Source organism: Jiangella aurantiaca (genome assembly GCF_004349105.1).
Classification (GTDB): Bacteria; Actinomycetota; Actinomycetes; order Jiangellales; family Jiangellaceae; genus Jiangella; species Jiangella aurantiaca.
The window spans coordinates 41,764-58,619 of sequence record NZ_SMLB01000016.1; the positions used below are offsets into that span (position 1 = coordinate 41,764).

13 protein-coding genes, 1 tRNA gene and 3 pseudogenes are annotated in these 16,856 nt (G+C 72.1%); 8 read left to right on the forward strand and 9 right to left on the reverse strand.

Going from position 1 to position 16,856, the window contains the following annotated elements:
- Positions 1 to 40: 40 nt before the first annotated feature.
- The 4 genes from E1262_RS13715 to E1262_RS13730 all read left to right on the forward strand — a co-directional run bounded on the left by E1262_RS13715 (position 41) and on the right by E1262_RS13730 (position 4,334).
- Positions 41 to 298, forward strand: a complete 258-nt coding sequence (locus E1262_RS13715; RefSeq protein ID WP_132103765.1) for a WhiB family transcriptional regulator — start codon at positions 41 to 43, stop codon at positions 296 to 298.
- Positions 299 to 530: 232 nt separating this feature from the next.
- A complete protein-coding gene (locus tag E1262_RS13720; RefSeq protein WP_132103698.1) occupies positions 531 to 2,672 on the forward strand; it encodes an MMPL family transporter in 2,142 nt (713 codons plus the stop codon).
- A 687-nt stretch (positions 2,673 to 3,359) separates the two neighbouring features.
- A complete protein-coding gene (locus E1262_RS13725; protein ID WP_132103699.1) occupies positions 3,360 to 3,761 on the forward strand; it encodes a hypothetical protein in 402 nt (133 codons plus the stop codon).
- A gap of 72 nt (positions 3,762 to 3,833) precedes the next feature.
- On the forward strand, positions 3,834 to 4,334 hold the full coding sequence (locus E1262_RS13730) for a hypothetical protein (protein ID WP_203453849.1): 501 nt from the start codon (positions 3,834 to 3,836) through the stop codon (positions 4,332 to 4,334).
- Here the strand turns inward: E1262_RS13730 and E1262_RS13735 are convergent.
- A complete protein-coding gene (locus E1262_RS13735) occupies positions 4,232 to 5,077 on the reverse strand; it encodes a hypothetical protein (protein ID WP_132103700.1) in 846 nt (281 codons plus the stop codon). The genes E1262_RS13730 and E1262_RS13735 overlap by 103 nt on opposite strands.
- 28 nt (positions 5,078 to 5,105) lie before the next feature.
- Entirely contained in the window at positions 5,106 to 6,017 is a 912-nt protein-coding gene (locus tag E1262_RS13740) for a LysR substrate-binding domain-containing protein (RefSeq protein WP_132103701.1), read from the reverse strand.
- Positions 6,018 to 6,108: 91 nt separating this feature from the next.
- Here E1262_RS13740 and E1262_RS13745 point away from each other — a divergent pair, with 91 nt between their 5' ends.
- Both E1262_RS13745 and E1262_RS13750 read left to right on the forward strand, forming a co-directional pair.
- On the forward strand, positions 6,109 to 9,552 hold the full coding sequence (locus E1262_RS13745) for a proline dehydrogenase family protein (protein ID WP_132103702.1): 3,444 nt from the start codon (positions 6,109 to 6,111) through the stop codon (positions 9,550 to 9,552).
- A gap of 20 nt (positions 9,553 to 9,572) precedes the next feature.
- Positions 9,573 to 11,162, forward strand: a complete 1,590-nt coding sequence (locus E1262_RS13750) for a SagB/ThcOx family dehydrogenase (protein WP_132103703.1) — start codon at positions 9,573 to 9,575, stop codon at positions 11,160 to 11,162.
- On the opposite strand, the gene E1262_RS13755 is transcribed toward E1262_RS13750, so the two are convergent.
- On the reverse strand, positions 11,128 to 12,513 hold the full coding sequence (locus E1262_RS13755) for an aspartate aminotransferase family protein (RefSeq protein WP_203453850.1): 1,386 nt from the start codon (positions 12,511 to 12,513) through the stop codon (positions 11,128 to 11,130). The two genes, E1262_RS13750 and E1262_RS13755, sit on opposite strands and share 35 nt — an antisense overlap.
- 43 nt (positions 12,514 to 12,556) lie before the next feature.
- Positions 12,557 to 12,958, reverse strand: a complete 402-nt coding sequence (locus tag E1262_RS32080) for a helix-turn-helix domain-containing protein (protein ID WP_420810526.1) — start codon at positions 12,956 to 12,958, stop codon at positions 12,557 to 12,559.
- 192 nt (positions 12,959 to 13,150) lie between these two features.
- Here E1262_RS32080 and E1262_RS32085 point away from each other — a divergent pair.
- A pseudogene (locus E1262_RS32085) lies at positions 13,151 to 13,261 on the forward strand (LuxR C-terminal-related transcriptional regulator); the annotation flags it as partial.
- Positions 13,262 to 13,509: 248 nt separating this feature from the next.
- On the opposite strand, the gene E1262_RS13770 reads toward E1262_RS32085, so the two are convergent.
- The 5 genes and pseudogenes from E1262_RS13770 to E1262_RS13795 all read right to left on the reverse strand — a co-directional run bounded on the left by E1262_RS13770 (position 13,510) and on the right by E1262_RS13795 (position 16,264).
- The gene (locus E1262_RS13770) at positions 13,510 to 13,659 is read right to left on the reverse strand and encodes a zinc ribbon-containing protein (protein WP_132103705.1); all 150 of its coding nucleotides are present in this window, start codon (positions 13,657 to 13,659) and stop codon (positions 13,510 to 13,512) included.
- Positions 13,660 to 13,854: 195 nt separating this feature from the next.
- Entirely contained in the window at positions 13,855 to 14,097 is a 243-nt protein-coding gene (locus E1262_RS13775) for a hypothetical protein (protein ID WP_132103706.1), read from the reverse strand.
- A gap of 709 nt (positions 14,098 to 14,806) precedes the next feature.
- Positions 14,807 to 14,935, reverse strand: a pseudogene (locus E1262_RS32090) (sigma factor-like helix-turn-helix DNA-binding protein); the annotation flags it as partial.
- Positions 14,936 to 14,961: 26 nt separating this feature from the next.
- Positions 14,962 to 15,393: pseudogene (locus E1262_RS31710) on the reverse strand (sigma factor); the annotation flags it as partial.
- A 797-nt stretch (positions 15,394 to 16,190) separates the two neighbouring features.
- Positions 16,191 to 16,264 (reverse strand) — tRNA-Met (locus tag E1262_RS13795).
- A gap of 90 nt (positions 16,265 to 16,354) precedes the next feature.
- Between E1262_RS13795 and E1262_RS13800 the strand changes: the two genes are divergently transcribed.
- Entirely contained in the window at positions 16,355 to 16,849 is a 495-nt protein-coding gene (locus E1262_RS13800) for a GNAT family N-acetyltransferase (RefSeq protein ID WP_132103709.1), read from the forward strand.
- Positions 16,850 to 16,856: the final 7 nt, after the last annotated feature.

The following is a 16,856-nucleotide window of genomic DNA, read 5'->3' on the forward strand; positions in this document are numbered from 1 at the left end:
CGAAGGGGGAACTGGCCGCATGACCGCACTGGCCGATCACATGAACACGTACGCAGAGGACTGGTTCGAGCTGCGGGACGCATGGCGGGCGTACGCCGCCTGCCGGGGCATGGACACCGACCTCTTCTACCCCGAGGGCCGCGGCAGCACGCTGCGGGCCCGGGAGCAGATCGCCAAGAACATCTGCACGTCCTGCCCGGTCGCGCAGCAGTGCCGGGAGGCCGCCACGGCCCTTCCGGAGCGGTACGGCATCTGGGGCGGGCTGACCGAGGCTGAGCGGGGCTGGTCGCGCCGCTGACGTCGGCCGACCAATTCCCCTCAGCGCACTCTCGACCCACCCCGAGATCCACCGACCGCACGACGCTCAGAAATGAGCGATGTCACGTACCACGCGACGATGCGAAGAACGTGACGCGCACCACATCGCATCCCTTTCGATCTCCGGCTTCCGCCGCATTCCGCGGACGGGCGGGAACACCGTGTCAGGCGAGTGTCAGACGGATGTCAGCCGCGGCATCAATACTGGCCGCATGTTTGCTTCGCTGGGCCGTCACGTGGCCCGACACCCGTGGCAGGTCATCGTCGCGTGGGTCGTGCTGGCGGCGGCGGTCATCGCCACAGCTCCCGCCCTCACCTCCACCACCGATGAGGCCGAGTTCCTGCCCGACCACTACGAATCCATCCAGACCGCGGAGCTGCAGTCCGAGGCGTTCCCCGAACGCACCGAGATCGCCGCCATCCTCGTGTTCGACCGTGAGGACGGCGGTGAGCTGACGGACGACGACGTCGCCACCGTCGAGCAGGTCTCCGGCGAGCTGGGCGACCTGGACCTGCCCGAGTTCGGCCCGATCACGCCGTCCGACCCGTCGGAGAACCGGCTGGTGCAGACGGCCATCGTCAGCCTGGGCCAGGACGCCGACCCGTTCGGCGAAGAGATCCTCGACAGCGTCCGCGACCTGCGCGAGGAGGGTCAGGACCTCGTCGACGGTACCGGCCTGCGGCTGGGCGTCACCGGGTCGGCCGCCCAGAACCTGGACTCGCAGGAGGCGGCGTCGAACGCCGAGACGATCGTCGGCATCGTGACCGTCCTGCTGATCCTGGGCCTGCTGCTCATCATCTTCCGCAGCCCGATCATCGCGATCATGCCGATCATCGTCGTCGGCATCATCTCGCAGGTGGCGACCGGCCTCATCGCGTTCGCCAACGACGCGTTCGACCTGCAGGCCGACTCGTCGATCACGGTCATCCTCATCGTGGTGCTCTACGGCATCGGCACCGACTACATCCTGTTCTTCCTGTTCCGCTACCGCGAGGCGCTGCGGCAGGGCATGGACAGCAAGACCTCGGTCGCGCACGCCATAGAACGGGCCGGCGAGGCCATCGCGTCGGCCGGTGGCGCCGTCATCGTCGCGTTCATGGCGCTGATCCTGTCGACGCTGAGCATCTTCCGCTCGATCGGCCCGGCGCTGGCCATCGCCGTCGCCGTCACGGTGCTCGCCGCGCTGACCCTGGTGCCGGCCATCGTGTCGCTGCTGGGCACGAAGGTGTTCTGGCCGTCGAAGGCGTGGAAGACCGAGCCGAAGGCGGCCCGCTTCGGCGCCGTCGGCGACTCGCTGGGCCGGCACCCGGTCCGGTTCGCCCTCGTGTCCGGCCTGGTGCTCGCGGCGCTGGCGGTGCTGGCGTTCGGGTTCCGGCCGACGTTCGACCTGTCCGACACCGGCGTGCCCGCGGACGCCGAATCCACCGTCGCGCTCGAGACGCTCCAGAAGGGCCTGCCGCCGGGCGCGACCGACCCGACGACGGTGCTGCTGCACAGCACGAACGGCGACCCCGTCGACGAGGCCGACCAGACGGCGTTCGGCACCGCACTCGGCGAGGCGACTGGCGTGGCGCAAATGGGTGAGCCGACCGCGTCGCCCGACGGCACCACGGTGATCTACAGCGTCGTGCTCGACTCCGACCCTACCTCGGACGCGTCGATGGAGAACGTCGAGGGTCCGATCCGCGACACCGCGCACGACGCCGCGCCCGACGGCACCGAGGCGCTGGTCGGCGGCACCACGTCGGTCTTCGTCGACCTGCAGGACGCGATGAACCGCGACTACTCGGTCGTGTTCCCGGTGGCCGCGCTGATCATCATGGTGATCCTGGCGGTGCTGCTGCGCAGCCTGGTGGCGCCGTGGTACCTCATGGCGTCGGTCGGCCTGGGCTTCGGCGCAACGCTGGGCGCGACGGTGTTGGTATTCCAGACGATCCAGGGCGACGACGGGCTCATCTTCATGCTGCCCATCTACATCTACCTGTTCGTCGTTGCACTCGGCACCGACTACAACATCCTCATGGTGGCCCGGCTGCGCGAGGAGGCACGCAACGGCCTGGAACCGCGCGACGCCGCGGCCATGGCGGTCCGGCACGCCGGGCCGACGGTCGCCGCGGCCGGTCTCATCCTGGCCGGCACGTTCGCCTCGCTGATGCTGGGCGGCAACGCGCTGTTGACGTCGATGGGCTTCGCCATCTCGTTCGGCATCTTCGTCGCGGCGTTCGTCATGGCGATGTTCTTCACGCCTGCACTGACGGCGCTCATCGGGCACGCCGCCTGGTGGCCCGGCCACGGCGACCGGCGCGACGAGCCGGCACCGGAGGACGACCAGCTGGTCAGGTCCGCGGACTGAGGGCACGGATCCGGCCGCGTAGATGAGGCTGCTCGGGCTCGCGTCACCGCCCCGGGCTGGCCTGTCGGTCCGGGCGTGTTGACAAGGGCGCCACCTGTTGGCGCTAGTGTCAACACGCCCGGATCATGATCGGCCGGGGGTGCGGCGTTGGCCGTGGGGTGCAGCGTTGGCCGTCCCCCCGGCGCCCATTCCTGGCCGCGCACCCGCGCCTCAAGTCCCCGGACTCTGCTGCGTGCGGTTCGCTGTGGCCGGGGCCGTGGACTTTGACCCGCGCGCACGCGGCCCTGGGCGCTATCAGGGGGACGGGGAAGAGCGGGCACACCCCGGCGGTGGTGGACCGTTCGCTGGTGTCCACGTGGTGAGATTTCCCAGTGATCCGGAGGGCATCATGAGGTTTTCTCGAGCCTCAACACGCCTGCAATCATTGTGAGGCTCGGGTAATCCTGGTGGTGTACGCGATCGTGGATGATCATCGCTGTCCACAGACACCAACGCCACACCGAACCACGCCAGCGCGGGGTCGAGGTGTGCCCAGACTCGCCCCGTGGACGTGGCAACCCCGGCCGACGCGGCATCCCCGGCGACCCGAACGCGACCGACCCACGGATCGGGTCGCAGAGCCTCATTTACCTACGAGAATCCCCAGGTCAGTGGCGCCGCACCGACATCTGCGCCAGAGTACGGATCATGAAGTGGCTCATCCGGCTCGTGCTCGCCGCCGCCGCGAACGGCGTGCTGTTCCTGATCGCCGCTGTGCTGTTCGACGAGTTCAGCCTGTCCTTCACCGGCTGGCTGGTCGGCACCGCCCTGTTCACGTTCTTCACCATGCTGCTGCGCAGCGTCATGGCGGCGCTGGCGCGCAAGTACGCCTCCAGCGCGACGTTCCTCGGCGGGGTGGCGCTGGCGTGGGTCGGGCTGCTGCTGACCGACCTGTTCACGTCCCGTGAGAACTTCGACCTCGAGGGCGTGGGCACGTGGGTCTTCGTCACCCTCATCGTGTGGGTCGGCACCGTCATCTACGACCAGGTCGACGACCGCCTCATCGACGCGGTCCACAACCGGTCGAAGGGCCGCCCCGCCAGCACGTGAGCTGAATCGGTCCGGAGTTCTGTGGCCAGATTGGCCCTCACGACCGGACCGATCCGTCCGTAGCGTCGGGGCATGACCACCGCCACGCTCGCCGTCGCCGCCGCTCCCGCCAGCTTCCACGCGCCCCTGGTCACCCGGGCGCTGCTGCTCCGGTTCGTCACGATCGTCGGCTCGTCGCTCGGCTTCTACCTGCCGCTGTCGGTCGTCCCGCTGGTCGCCGACGCTGCCGGGGCCGCCGGCCTGGCCACTAGCGCGCTGCTGGCCGCGTCGATCGCCGGTGAGGTCGCGACGCCGCGCCTGGTCGCCCGGTTCGGCTACCGCACGGCGCTGACCGCGGGGCTGGTGCTGCTGGGCGCGCCCACCCTGGTGCTGCTGGCCTCGTCGGAGCTGGCCGTCATCTGGAACGCCGCCTACGACGCCGGCATGGCGGCGGGTGCGGCCGGCGCCGGGATCGTCGCGGCCGGTGCGGGCTACCCCGTCGTCTTCGCCCTGACCGCCGCACTGCTGGTCCCCGCGCTGTTGCCGGCGCGGCGCGAGCGGCGGGTGGTCTCGTCGCCGGATTCTGACGCCTGACCGGCACCGGCCGCCGCGGCGGCGGCGCGCATGTGCCGCAGCCGCGCCTCGGGCGTCATCCCCATGAAGTGCAGCGCATGCGGCCGCGGCACCGTCGGCCGGTCGGCATAGGAGTCGGCGGCGCTGTTGAACGACTCCGCAGGAGTCCGCCCAGCGATGTAGGGCTGGTTCCAGCTCGGCGGCAGCCAGGAGGTGCCGTCGAGGAAGGGCGTGCCGCGGCCGGGCCGGGCCCAGTAGTAGCGCTCGTCGCCGCGGTTCCAGCCCAGCGCCAGCAGGACGGCGCCCTGGTCGGCCCACGGCCCGGGCTGCGGACCGGCCGCCTCCACCGCGTCGAGCAGCGCGGTCGCCGCCGGTCCTGCGCGCAGCAGCCAGACCCCGGTGTTGGGGTTGAGCCGGTGCTCGTACGGCACCTGCTCCAGCACCAGCGCCTGGAAGGCGTCCGCGTGCAGATGGCCGGCGATGTCCTCGTCGTCGCGCAGCACCAGGACGTCGGCGTCGAGCCACAGGGCCAGGTCGTAGCGCTCCAGCGCCGCACGCAGCAGCGTGATCTTCGCCCACTTGGCCCGCTGCGCGGCGGCGTCGGCGGCCGTGCCGTCGGCGGGCAGCCGCACGACGTGGACGTCGAAGCCCCAGCGGGCGGCGTAGCGGTGGAACGACGGCAGCGCGCACTCCTCGAGCACCGGCCACATCCCCGGCCCGGCCGCCGTCACGATCACCCGGCGCCCCGTCACCGTTCCCGCCATGGCCGAAACATGCCCGATTCGTCGGATTTCAATCGGGGCGGCGGCCGGTCCCGTGCTCGACGGCGGCGGCGAGCGCCTCGCGGCAGGCGAGGATGGACGGGCGCGAGGCCATCGAGCGGCGGGCGGCGGTGAACACCGTCCGGTGCGGCACGCCGTCGAGGTCGACCAGCCGAACCGACGGCGGGCGCCGGGCCCACATGAGGTCGGGGATCAGCGCGACCGCGTTGCCGGTCTCGATCAACTCGATCTGCGCGGTCAGATCGGCCGTCTCGAACCGCACGTCCGGCTCGAACCCGGCCTGCCGGCAGGCCTGCTCGGCGAAGTGCCGCGACGCCGCGCCGTGCGGCTCGACCACCCACGGCAGCCCGGCCGTGTCGGCCAGCCGGGTGATGTGCGCCCACTCCGGCCCGGGCGGTACGGCCAGCCGGATGGCGTCACGGGTGAGGCCGACGCGGTCAAGCTCCGGGTGCCACGGCGCCGCGTGGTTCGGGTACTGCTCGGCGACCACGAGGTCGAAGTCGCGGGCGAACGTCTCCATCAGCGCGGTCTCGGGCTCGCGCTGTGTCATGGTGACGCGCAGCCGCGGATGCCGCTCGGCCAGGGTGTGCAGCAGGTCGGGCATCAGCGCCAGCGCGGCGGACTGGAAGACGGCGATGCGGACGGTGCCGGTGGCCTCCTGAAGCGACGCCCGCAGGTCCGACTCCGCCTCCTCCAGCCGCTGCAGGACGGCGGCGGTGTGCTCTACCAGGATCTCCGCCTGCGGGGTGAGCAGCAGCCGCCGGCCGACCTTGCGCAGCAGCGGCACGCCGGCCTCCTTCTCCAGCAGCGTGAGCTGCTGCGACACCGACGACGGGCTCTGGTGCAGGGCGGCGGCGACGTCGGCGATGGTGCCGCGGACGGCGAGCTCGCGGAGCAGCCGCAGCCGGCGGACGTCGAGCACGGGAACCTCCAGCCATGGGTAAGAAGTTCTGACGAGTACTCGTCAGAAAACATCGCTTTACCTTATGCCAGTGGGTGACCAGACTGTGGACATGGCCGTGACCTGGAACGACACCGACGCTCGCGCGGGCGGGCTGGACGATCTGCTGGCGCTCTCCGACGAGGTCGTGGCGACCGTCCGCCGCTGGCTGGACGAGTCGGCCCGGCAGCCCGCGAGCGCCGCCGCCCAGCGGCTCGCGCAGGTGCTGGCCGATCCCGCCGGGCTGCCGTTCGCGGTCGGGTTCGTCGACGGCGTGATCCGTCCCGAGGACCCGAAGGAGGCCGCCCGGGCGCTGCGCGACCTCGCCGCGGACGTCCCCGCGTTCCTGCCCGCGCACCTGCGGCTCGCCGTCCGCGCCGGCGGGCTGGCCGGACGGGTCGCGCCCGGGCTGGTCGTGCCGGTCGCCCGGCGGGCGCTGCGCGCGATGGTCGGCCACCTGGTCGTCGACGCCCGGCCGGTCCAGCTGGGCAGGGCGATCGCCCGCATCCGCCGCCGCGGCGCCCGGCTCAACGTCAACCTGCTGGGCGAGGCGGTGCTCGGCGAGCGCGAGGCGCGCCGCCGGCTCGACGGCACCCTGAAGCTGCTGGACCGCTCCGACGTCGACTACGTCTCGGTGAAGGTGTCGTCGACCGTGGCGCCGCACTCGGCGTGGGCGTTCGACGAGACCGTCGCGCACGTCGTCGAGACGCTCATCCCGCTGTACCGCCGGGCCGCGGCGGCGTCGACGTTCGTCAACCTCGACATGGAGGAGTACCGCGACCTCGAGCTGACGACGGCGGCGTTCACCACGCTGCTGGACCGGCCGGAATTCCTAGATTTGGAGGCCGGCATCGTCCTGCAGGCCTACCTGCCGGACACGCTGGGCACGATGATCCGCCTGCAGGAGTGGGCGGCCGCGCGCCGGGCCCGCGGCGGCGCGCCGGTCAAGGTGCGCGTCGTCAAGGGCGCGAACCTGCCGATGGAGCGGGTCGAGGCGTCGCTGCGCGGCTGGCCGCTGGCCACCTGGCACAGCAAGCTGGAGACCGACACCAACTACAAGCGGCTCCTCGACTACGCGCTGCGGCCCGACCACATCGGCAACGTGCACATCGGCGTCGCCGGGCACAACCTGTTCGACCTCGCGTTCGCCGGGCTGCTGGCCGGCCGGCGCGGCGTCCGCGACGGCGTCGAGGTCGAGATGCTGCTGGGCATGGCCCAGGGCCAGGCCGAGGTGGTCCGCCGCGAGGTCGGCAAGGTCCGCCTGTACACCCCGGTGGTGCAGCCGCGCGAGTTCGACGTCGCCATCGCCTACCTGGTCCGGCGGCTGGAGGAGGGCGCAAGCGAGGAGAACTTCCTGTCCGCGCTCGCCGGCCTGCACGACCACGAGGAACTGTTCGTCCGCGAGCGAGACCGATTCCTCGCCTCGCTGGCCGCGCTCGACCGCACCGTGCCGATGCCGCACCGCATCCAGGACCGCCGCGAGCCGGTTCTTGGCACCGTCCAGACCGAGTTCGCGAACGTCTCCGACACCGACCCCGCGCTGCCGGGCAACGTGGCGTGGAGCCGCGACATCCTCGCGCGCGTGCCCGCGAGCACGGCGGGCGTGGCCACCGCCGCCGCCGCCGTCGTCACGTCGGAGGAGGACCTCGACGAGACCCTGGGCGCCGCCGCGGAGGCGGGCCGGGGCTGGGGCGCGCTGCCGGGCAAGGAACGGGCCGCGGTGCTGAGGCGCGCGGCTGTCGAGCTGGAACGGCACCGGGCCGAGCTGCTGGAGGTCATGGCGGCCGAGGCCGGCAAGACCCTCGACCAGGGCGACCCCGAGGTGTCCGAGGCGATCGACTTCGCCAACTACTACGCGAGCCTGGCCGAGGAGCTGGACGACGTCGACGGCGCGGTCGCCCGGCCGGTGCCACTGACCGTCGTCACGCCACCGTGGAACTTCCCGCTCGCCATCCCGGCCGGGTCGACGCTGGCCGCGCTGGCGGCCGGGTCCGCCGTCGTGCTGAAGCCCGCGTCGCAGGCGGTGCGCTGCGGCGCGGTGCTGGCCGAGGCGTTGTGGGCGGGCGGGGTCCCGCGCGACGTGCTGCGGCTGGTCCGGGTCGGCGAGTCCCAGCTGGGCCGCCGGCTGGTGTCCGACCCGCGCGTGGGCCGGGTCATCCTCACCGGCGCCTACGAGACCGCCGAGTTGTTCCGGTCGTTCCGCACCGACCTGCCGCTGCTGGCCGAGACCAGCGGTAAGAACGCCATCGTCGTCACCCCGAGCGCCGACATCGACCTCGCCGTCCGCGACGTCGTGTCCTCCGCGTTCGGCCACGCCGGGCAGAAGTGCTCGGCGGCATCGCTGGTCATCCTGGTCGGCTCGGTGGCGCGGTCGCGCCGGTTCCGCGACCAGCTGGTCGACGCCGTCGCGTCGCTGAAGGTCGGACTCCCGACCGACCCGACGTCGCAGGTCGGCCCGCTGATCGGCCCGGCAGAGGGCAAACTGTTGCGGGCACTGACGACGCTCGGCCCGGGCGAGTCCTGGGTGGTGCGGCCGCGGCAGCTCGACGACGAGGGGCGGCTGTGGTCGCCAGGGGTCAAGGTCGGCGTCGCCGACGGCTCGGAGTACCACCTGACGGAGTACTTCGGCCCGGTCCTCGGCATCATGACCGCCGCCACGCTCGACGAGGCGATCGAGCTGCAGAACCGGGTCGCCTACGGCCTCACCGCCGGCCTGCACACCCGCGATGCCGGCGACATCGCCACCTGGCTGGACCGCGTCGAGGCCGGCAACCTCTACGTCAACCGCGGCACCACCGGCGCGATCGTGCGGCGGCAGCCGTTCGGCGGCTGGAAGCGATCGGCCGTCGGCGCCGGGACGAAGGCGGGCGGGCCGAACTACCTGGTCGGCCTGACCGACTGGGCGCCGGCCATGTCGTCCGCGCCCGAGGTGGCGCTCGCCGCGGGACCGGCGGCACTGCTCGCCGCCGCGCACGCCGCCGGTCTGGCCGGCACCGACGCGCTGGAGCGGGCGCTGCGCAGCGACGCCGCGGCCTGGCGCGACGAGTTCGGCGTCGCCCGCGACGTGTCCGAGCTGATCGCCGAGCGGAACGTGCTGCGCTACCTGCCGCACCCGGTCACCGTCCGGCATGATTCCGGCGCGCCGGTGGCGGACCTGCTGCGGGTGGTCGCGGCGGGCGTGCTCGCGGGCGCTGCGGTGACGGTGTCCGCGACCGGCGAGCTGCCCGCCGCCATGACGTCGGCGGTGACGGCGCAGGGGGTCGACGTCGCCGTCGAGGCCGAGGCGGACTGGCGCCGGCGGGCCGCCCGGCTGACCGGCCGCGTCCGGCTGGTCGGCGGCGACCCGGCGGCGCTGTACGAGGCGACCGGCGGCCGTCCCGACCTCGCCGTCTACGCCCAGCCGGTGACCGAGGCGGGCCGCGTCGAGCTGTTGCCGTTCCTGCACGAGCAGGCGGTCAGCATCACGGCGCACCGGTTCGGCACCCCCGACCCGCTGGCAGCCAACGCACAGCTCTGAGCGATCGCTACGCTCGCCGGATGACCCAGCGCAACGCCGACGTCCGGGCCGCCCTCGACTTCCACGCCGCGACACGGTACTGGCGGGCCGGCACCGGCACCGGCGACGAACGGCTGGTCATGGGGACGCCGCCGGACGTCGAGAGCGCGATCTGGGAGGAGGACCGCTCGCTCGAGCCGTACCCGTTCAAGGTGTACGAGACGCTGGAGCCGATCGCGATCCCGCGCGAATTCACGCCGTCGGCGCTCCCGGCACTACTGACGGTTTCGGCGGACGGCACGGCGCCGGGCGGCGACGTGGTGCCGGATCTCGCGGCACTGGCCCGCATCGCGCGGTTCAGCAACGGCCTGCTGGACCGCACCGTGACCGTCCGCGGCACCACCATCACCTACCGGACGGCCGGTGGCACCGGCGCCCGCTACCACCTGGAGCTGTACTTCGTCTGCGCCGACCTGCCCGGCCTCGCCGCGGGCGTCTACCACTACGCCGCGCACGACCACAGCCTCCGACGGGTGCGCTCGGGCGATGTCCGGGCCGCACTGGTGGCGGCCACCGGCGGCGAGCCCGCGGTGGCGGCCGCACCGGTCGTCCTCGCGGTGACCAGCACGTTCTGGCGCAACGCCTGGCGGTACAAGGCGCGCGCCTACCGGCACACGTTCTGGGACGCCGGCACCTCGTTGTCGCAGGCACTGGCCGTGGCGGCGTCGGCCGGCCTCCCGACGGAGCTCGTGCTGGGCTTCGCCGACCAGGAGGTCAACGACGTCCTCGGGGTCGACGGCGTGCGCGAGGCCACCGTCGCGCTGTGCGCGCTCGGCCGGGGCGGCGCGTCGGCCCCGTCAGTGGAGGCGCTGCCGCCGGTCGACCTGCCGGTGCGGCCGGTGTCGCCGCGCGAGGTCACCTTCCCCGCGATCCCCGCGATGCACCTGGCGTCGTCGCTGGCCACCGGGGCCGAAGCGGCGGACTGGCGGTCGGCGACGACGGCCGCCGCCGGCCCGGAGCCGGCCGGCCCGCTCACCGCGCTGGACCCGCTGCCCGACCACGCGCTGCCGCCGGAGCCGGTCGAGGACGTCGTGCTGCGGCGCCGCTCGACCCGCAACTACGACACGGATGCCGAGCTGGGGTTCCGCGACTTCTCCACGCTGCTGGACCGCTCGTCGCGGGCCTACGGCGCCGAGGTCCGTCCTCCGCTGGACTGCTACCTCATCGTCAACGCCGTCGAAGGGCTGACTCCCGGCGTCTACCTGCACCACCCGGCCCGCGGCGCGGTCGAGCTGCTGCGGGCCGGCGACTTCCGCGCCGACGCCGCGCGCATCGCCGTCGGGCAGGAGTACTGCGCCGACGCACACGTCAACGCGTACTGGCTGGCCGACCTGGGGCCGCTGTTGGAGCGGTACGGCAACCGCGGCTACCGCGCCGCCCAGCTGACCAGCGCGTTGCAAGCCGGGAAGCTCCACCTCGGCGCGCACGCGCTCGGCCTGGGCGCCGTCGGCTCCACCTCGGCCGACGACGAGGTCGTGGAGTTCTTCTCGCCGCACGCCGCCGGCAAGACCTACCTGTTCGTGACGGTGTTCGGGGTCAGGCGGCCGCGAACCGCTCCCCCGCGTCGGTGAGCACGTCGCGTAGGCCGTCGACGATCTCGTCGAGGACGGCGCGGTCGCTGATCAGCGGCGGCGCGATCTGCAGGACGGCGTCGCCGCGGTCGTCGGCGCGGGCGATGAGGCCGGCCTCCAGCAGCCGGCCGGGCAGGAACCCGCGCAGCAGCGCGTCGCGCTCGGCCTGGTCGAAGCGGCCGTTCGCGGCGTCCTTCACCAGCTCGATCGCCCAGAAGAAGCCGGTACCACGAACGTCGCCGACGATCGGCAGCGCCAGCAGTTCGCCCAGCCGGTCGCGCAGGTACGGCTCCAGCGTGCGGACGTTCTCGAGGACGCCGTCGCGGGCGACGATGTCGATGGTGCGTAGCGCGACGGCGGCGCTGGCCGGGTGGCCGCCGAACGTGATGCCGTGCCGCAGCACCCGTCCCCCGTCGACCAGCGGCTGGACCACGCGGTCGGTGGTGACCACGGCGCCCATCGGGGCGTAGGCCGCGGTGATGCCCTTGGCCAGGCTGACGAGGTCGGGCGTGACGCCCTCGCGCGCGACGCCGAACCACTCGCCCAGCCGCCCGCAGCCGGTGATGACCTCGTCGGCCATCAGCAGGATGCCGTACCGGTCGGCGATCTCGCGCAGCCCGCGCCAGTAGCCCGGCGGCGGGGTCAGGCAGCCGCCGGCGTTCTGCACCGGCTCGGCGATGATCAGCGCCACCTCGTCCGGGCCGGCTGCGACGACCGCCGCCTCGACCTCCGCCAGCAGCCGGGCGCAGAACGCGGCCGGGTCGGCGCCGTCGGGCGCCCGGAACGCGTTGGTGTTCGACACGTGGGTGACGTCGATGGGCGGCCGGCCGAAGTCGTCCTTGAACCGCGCGACGCCGGTGAACGCCAGCGCGCCGAGCGTCACGCCGTGGTAGGCGACGTCGCGGGCGATCGCCTTGGTGCGCCGCGGCTGGCCGACCGCCATGTAGTGCTCGCGGACCAGTTTCCAGGCCGCCTCGACCGCCTCGGAGCCGCCGCTGGTGAAGAACGCGCGGGTCAGCCCGGCCGGCGCGAGACCGGTGAGCCGCTCGGCCAGCTCGATGGCCGGCGGGTGCGCCGTCGCCCAGTTGGTGTTGAACGGCAGCCGGGTGAGCTGCTCGGTGGCCGCGGCGCCCAGCTCGGCGCCGTACGAGTAGCCGAGCTGGGCGCAGAACAGGCTGGACAGCGCGTCGACGTACCGCCTCCCGCGGGTGTCGAACACGTACGGTCCCTCGCCCCGTTCGAGTACCAGCAGGTCGTCGAGCCGTTGCTTGGAGAAGTGGAGCAGCAGGTGGTCCGCCGCGGACCGCTGCAGCTCGTCGTGCATCATGGTCAGCTTCTTCGTGTTCGTCACGCCGCACCGCCTCCGCCCCTCAGTCTGGCGCATCCGGGATCGCTCACGCCGGGACGCGCGCCGGCTGCTGGAACGTTCGCCGGTACCGCAGTGGGCTGGTGCCGAGCCGGCGGGCGAAGTGCTGGCGCAGCGAGGCCGAGGTGCGGAAACCGGTGCGCCGGGCGACCTCCTCGACCGGCAGGGTGGTCGTCTCGAGCAGCTCGCGGGCGTGGTCGAGCCGCTGGCCGATCAGCCACTGCAGCGGCGTCGTGCCGCACTCCTGGCGGAACCGCCGAACAAGCGTGCGGGTGCTCACGGCCGCGTGTTGGGCGATGTCGGCGAGCTGGAGGTCCTCGGCGAGGCTGGACCGCAGCCAGGCGAGCGTCGGCGCGAGCTCGCCGCCGTTGCGGGCCGGGTCGGCTTCCGTGCGGTATTGCGCCTGGCCGCCCTCGCGGTGCGGCGGCATCACGATCCGGCGGGCGACGTAGGTGGCCGCGGCGGCGCCGTGGTCGCGGCGGACCAGGTGCAGACACAGGTCGAGCCCGGCCGCGACGCCGGCGGCGGTGAGCACGTCGCCGTCGTCGACGAACAGCACCGACGGATCGACGTCGACGGCCGGGTAGCGAACGGCGAGGTCGTCGGCGTGTGCCCAGTGCTCCTCAGCCCGTTCACCGTCCGCGCGCACGTGCAGCGCGCCATGACGAAGCTGCAGGCCCGCGATCGCGCGCAGCTGGTCGTCATCGCGTACCAATCAGGCCTGGCTACGGCGCGGACGGCGGCATGGATCGGTCGCCGTGATCCGAAGATGGAAATGCGCTTCCCCGGTCCCGTTCGCTCCATGGTCGACGAAGGCGCACATCGGGCGAACCCGAAACTCACCTTGAACGTCGGCTGCGCCTGCTCCTTGTCCGAGTGCACGGCCACCAGCGTGGCATCCAGATCCACGATCACGCGGGCTGACGGGAACCGCGTCTCCGCCACCGCGTTGTCCAGGTCCCATGGTCGGAGCCTTGCTGCCTACGGCTCATTGCGCCTGGTCTCGAACGTCTTGTGCCCGTTCGGACATGCCGGGATGGTGTCGCCCTTGGTGACATGGACCTTCTCGTCACAGCTGGCGCAAAAGAAGTCCCCCGTCTGCTGCGCCTTCTCGCCTGCTTTGGCCGCCATGGTCGTCCGCCTCCTCAGGGTGGTGACGTGCTCGTCTGGCTCACGGCTAGCCGCCATCCAGAGCCTCATGCCGCCGCATCGCCGGGTGACGTCGGCCGGCGCGTACCTGCTCCCCCGGAGGCAGACGTAACCGCTGGGAGCCGGTTCGGCGCGCCGGTTGCGGCGCGACCCGTTCCTCAGGGTGCTCACCCGGGGTCAAGCCGGGCCAGACGTCTCCTCCTGGCCCAACCTCGCGGCGAGCAGCTGCTTGCCCTGCTCTCCCGCCTTGACATTGCTGTGCTGGATCTTCCTGAACCACTCCGCGAGCTCGGAGTCGCCTGCCTCTTCAGCATCGGCGATGTAGGTCTCCATCCGCCAGGCGTACTCCAAGGACGCCTGCAGCACGGTGACCAGGTCGTAGTTCTTGTCACGGACAGGACTCTGCGGTTCAGATGTCATCTGGTCCCCCTCCTCCACACGGAAATCAAGTGAGGTGAGCGCCCCTCACCCTCCTGGGTGCGGTGCGCCTCGGATTGAGATCTTGCGCCTCCTGGCCACGCTGCCTCCGTCTAGCTGTCGCCGGCGTCACGTTCACCCTTCGGGCCGAGCGCACGTCCGCTCGGTTCGTCGGGCCGCATCCTAGGGTCGGACTGGAGTCGACGATTCGCCTCCTCATCGGCCTCGTGGTCGGCGGCGACGCCGTCGTCTTCGAGCTCCTTTCGCAGCCGGGTTCTCTTGATGTCGTACCGATGGGTTCCCGGTCGAGGCATCATCCACTCCTCTCCTGCATCGTCCGCACCCATACCCCTCGATCAGCCATGGAAACGGCAACGAGCCGCCCGCAACGGCGCAAGCACGGACCCCGCAACTCCGCCTCATCCTGGATGGCGGCCGAGGTGAACGGGACGTGATCGCCCTCGATGATGTTCACCAACTCGTCGCTATGCGGAACGGTGTGAATGTCGCCGGCTGCCATTGGACGACGTGATCAGCTGCGCGAGCGCGCCTCGGCGATCACGTGCTGCCCGTCCTGGACCGCAGCGTCGGAGCGCGCCCCAGCGCGCGTTCACCGCGCGTCAACCCGTCCGGGCGCGGCGGTTGCGACCAGCGTGCGCAAGCGGCCGAGGACGCGGGCCAGCAGGCGGGAGACCTGCATCTGAGTCACGCCGAGCTCGTCGGCGATCTCCTGCTGCGTCCAGCGCTTGAAGAACCGCAGGTACAGGATCCGCCGGTCCCGCCGCGCGAGGTCGTCTCGCCGTCTGCGCCCAGGTAGTCCAGCGACGCCGTCGTGAAGCAGTCATGCGAGGCGCCGGCCTCGACGACCTCGTCGACGTCGACGCCGAGGTGCTCGGCCAGCTCGGCCGGTGTCGGAGCCGCGCCCTTGGTCTGTGAGACCTCCTGCGACGCGGCCGACCCCGCAGCGGCCAGCTCCTGCACCCGCTGTGGCGGACGTACCGTCCAGCCGTGGTCACGGAAGCACTTCTTCACCTCACCGCGGATGGTCGGGACCGCGTAGGCGAGGAAGTTCTTGCCCCGGCTGGGGTCGAAACGCTGGGCGGCGGCGACATGCCGGACAGCCAGCGCCCGGCCGCACTGTGCAGCCGGCCCAGACTGCCGCCCTCCACCGCGAACCCGTGCTTCCGCGGCTGCCCCGGCAGGTCGGTCTCGAACGGCGCGAGCTCGTCCAGCAGCGCGACCTGGCGGGCCTCGGTGAATGACGACGCCACCCCGGGTGGATCGTGGAACACCCGTCATCCCGCGACCACGCAGTCCGCCGTGTGCTGCCGCTTCACCTTCACCATCGCACGCCGGCCCGGCTGGTAGGGGAGGTCGCGGTGTTTGGCCATCACTCCGTCGATGCCGCCTCCGGCGAACTCGAGCCACGCCTCGGCGATGGCGCGGTCCTCGGTGGCCGGTGTCAGGTGCAGCGGCGGTCGGGCGTCAGCGACCAGCGGTCAGGATTACGCCATTCGGCCATCCGATCATCATGCGTGTCGTCTGCGCCGCCAGCGTGGCGTTGAACGGGGCTGCCGCACACGGCAACGACGACCGGGTACGGCTTGATCATGGAGAAGGTCGGCTCTGCAGTCGCGGGAAACCCGACCCTTCTCCATGATCGACTCGGTGGCCGGCGGTGTGAGCCGCCATGGGGCAGCGCATCCAGGCGCTGCCCGCTGCGGCGGCCGGGCGTCCGTGCCCGGGGCCGGTGATGGCCGCCGGTGGTGACATGAGCGCCAACTGTTGGCGCTGGTGTCAACACGCCCGGGTCGTGTTCGGTGCCCTGGCCGGGTCGGCCAGGCCCGCGGGCGCGGCCGACGCCGTGACGACGGCGATGTCGCCGTGCCGATCACCCGGCCTCGCCCGTGACCGCCAGATCCTCATGATCAGTGACGCCATCATCGGCAGAGACGTCCGGGACCATCGAGAACCAGTCAGACGTCTGTGCTGGCCACGGGCCGCGATCGAGGTGAATCTGATGGGTCTGCGATGGGATTCGCACGTGTCCCCCAACAAAAAGTCCTGGCAACCCGCGGGTTACCAGGACTTCTTCGTAGCGGGGGCAGGATTTGAACCTGCGGCCTCTGGGTTATGAGCCCAGCGAGCTACCGAGCTGCTCCACCCCGCGTCGCTGAGATCAGTCTACGCGATCGGCTTCGGAGCGCCAAATCGCACGGACGGCCGTTCGGCGTCGGTGGCCGACGCCAGAATATGCGACATGACGGACTTCCAGGTGCGCCCCGCCCGCCGAGCCGACCACGCCGCCGTCGCGGCCATCACGGTGGCGGCGTATCGCGCCGACGGGTTCCTCGACGGCGACGAAGAGTACGCCGACGAGCTGTCCGACGTCGCGAGCCGGTCGGAGAAGGCCACGTTGCTGGTGGCGGCCGACCACGACGGCGCGGTGCTGGGCGCGGTGACGTTCTGCCGCCCGCCGAGTCCGTACGTCGAAGTGGCCCGGCCCGGCGAGTCGGAGTTCCGCATGCTTGCCGTCGACCCGGCAGCGCGCAGCCGTGGGGTGGGGGCCGCGCTGGTCCAGGCCTGCCTCGACCTCGCCCGCGAGCACGGCGACGACGCCCTGGTGCTGTCATCGCTGCCACACATGCACACCGCGCACCGGCTGTACGAGCGGCTCGGCTTCGTCCGGACGCCGGAGCGCGACCACCAGCCGATCCCGGGCTTCCAGCTGATCGCCTACCACCGCGCGGTTTGAGCGGCGC

Coding starts and splice junctions, on each gene's coding strand:
- E1262_RS13720 (WP_132103698.1), top strand. CDS start 531: ATGTTTGCTTCGCTGGGCCGTCACGTGGCCCGACACCCGTGGCAGGTC.
- E1262_RS13735 (WP_132103700.1), bottom strand. CDS start 5,077: ATGGCGGGAACGGTGACGGGGCGCCGGGTGATCGTGACGGCGGCCGGG.
- E1262_RS13745 (WP_132103702.1), top strand. CDS start 6,109: ATGGCCGTGACCTGGAACGACACCGACGCTCGCGCGGGCGGGCTGGAC.
- E1262_RS13725 (WP_132103699.1), top strand. CDS start 3,360: ATGAAGTGGCTCATCCGGCTCGTGCTCGCCGCCGCCGCGAACGGCGTG.
- E1262_RS13715 (WP_132103765.1), top strand. CDS start 41: ATGAACACGTACGCAGAGGACTGGTTCGAGCTGCGGGACGCATGGCGG.
- E1262_RS13775 (WP_132103706.1), bottom strand. CDS start 14,097: ATGACATCTGAACCGCAGAGTCCTGTCCGTGACAAGAACTACGACCTG.
- E1262_RS13730 (WP_203453849.1), top strand. CDS start 3,834: ATGACCACCGCCACGCTCGCCGTCGCCGCCGCTCCCGCCAGCTTCCAC.
- E1262_RS13750 (WP_132103703.1), top strand. CDS start 9,573: ATGACCCAGCGCAACGCCGACGTCCGGGCCGCCCTCGACTTCCACGCC.
- E1262_RS13800 (WP_132103709.1), top strand. CDS start 16,355: ATGACGGACTTCCAGGTGCGCCCCGCCCGCCGAGCCGACCACGCCGCC.
- E1262_RS32080 (WP_420810526.1), bottom strand. CDS start 12,958: ATGCCGCCGCACCGCGAGGGCGGCCAGGCGCAATACCGCACGGAAGCC.
- E1262_RS13770 (WP_132103705.1), bottom strand. CDS start 13,659: ATGGCGGCCAAAGCAGGCGAGAAGGCGCAGCAGACGGGGGACTTCTTT.